Annotated in this window: 1 pseudogene; it reads right to left on the reverse strand. The window is 53.5% G+C overall.

What is annotated here, in order from left to right:
* Positions 1-331: pseudogene (locus AACP56_RS17990) on the reverse strand (SusC/RagA family TonB-linked outer membrane protein); the annotation flags it as partial.

Below are 331 nucleotides of genomic sequence, written 5' to 3' on the forward strand. Positions count from 1 at the left end.
GGTAAAGAAGCGGAACCCGTAGGTGTTGTCACGGTCACGCTCATCGTTCAAGAGAAGCTCCTGGAGTGCATGGCGCCCCTGGCTGATCGGTCTTGAGCCAATGTTGAACTCGGAAAAGCCCTCCCCGTTGTCAAAGACGAGGTCCCCGAAGACGTCTTTGACCAGGTTTCCCTGCTGATCGTTCACAAAGACCGGGAAGATAGACCCGATGTTCTTTGCAAACCCAAAGGGGTTTACAATATTGTTTTGTCCTGCACCGGTCGGTGCCACGGCCTCCGTAATGGTGATGTTGGCACTGCCCCCGATGGTGATCTTGTCGCTTACATCAAAT

The organism is Croceitalea sp. MTPC6 (genome assembly GCF_036985525.1).
Lineage (GTDB): Bacteria > Bacteroidota > Bacteroidia > Flavobacteriales > Flavobacteriaceae > Croceitalea.